Origin of the sequence: Pseudoalteromonas sp. SWN29, from assembly GCF_015864465.1 — a bacterium.
GTDB lineage: Bacteria > Pseudomonadota > Gammaproteobacteria > Enterobacterales > Alteromonadaceae > Pseudoalteromonas.
The window spans coordinates 1-778 of the sequence record NZ_JADYXE010000134.1 but is presented as its reverse complement, the minus strand read 5'-3'; the positions used below and the strand labels follow the sequence as shown (position 1 = coordinate 778).

At 56.3% G+C, this 778-nt stretch carries 1 protein-coding gene; it reads right to left on the bottom strand.

What is annotated here, in order from left to right; all coding sequences use genetic code 11:
• On the bottom strand, positions 1-778 hold a 778-nt coding region (locus I6F53_RS20160; RefSeq protein ID WP_197240939.1), incomplete at both ends, for a hypothetical protein.

Here is a 778-nt window from a genome sequence, read left to right as displayed (position 1 = left end):
ATCGGTCGTCGCTTCAATGTTCACGACAGGAATGGCGTCACCAGCAGCATTAATGGTGCCGGTCCCTATCACGCCGCCAATCTCAAGCGTGGTGGTTTCATCGTTCTCTAAGATGGCATCAGTAAGCGCAGGATAGCTGACGGTAAAGACGGTGACCCCAGCAGGAACGGTGATGGTGCCGGTGGAAGCGTCATAAGTGACGCCATCACTAAAGACTGGGACGTTGGTAAAGTCGGTCACCTCTGTGGCGCTATTACCCGCCAAGTCAAAGTCATAGGTGACGTCGGCTTCGGTGACGCCATTGACGGTGACACTGTGCACGAGGGTATCGCCCTCGATGGCACTGGCGTCGCCAACTGTGACGGTCGGTTTGTCGCCCTCGTTTACGGTGCCGTCTGTCGCGTCTTCATCGAAGATGGTGGCAGTATCGGTGGCTGTGCCAATGCTGGCATTCAGCGGATTGCTGATGCTCATGCTCAGCGCTTCTGAGACCTCATAGATGGCATCGTCATTTGGGGTGATGGTAAAGGTTGGCAGGATGCTGCTACCCGCTGGGATGCTCACACTAACCCCAGCTATGGCGTCCGCCACGCTGATGGTTTGCGTGCTGCCATCGCTGTTGGTGAGAACGATGCTGTCGATATCGCTGGCATCAATGTCGCCAAGGTTTAAGGTGGCGGTGACGTTGCTGTCTTTGTCCGTCGCCCCTGTTTGGCTGATGGTGAAGACGATGCTGTCGCCTACACCTTCGGTGGCGCTATCGGTCGTCGCTTCAATG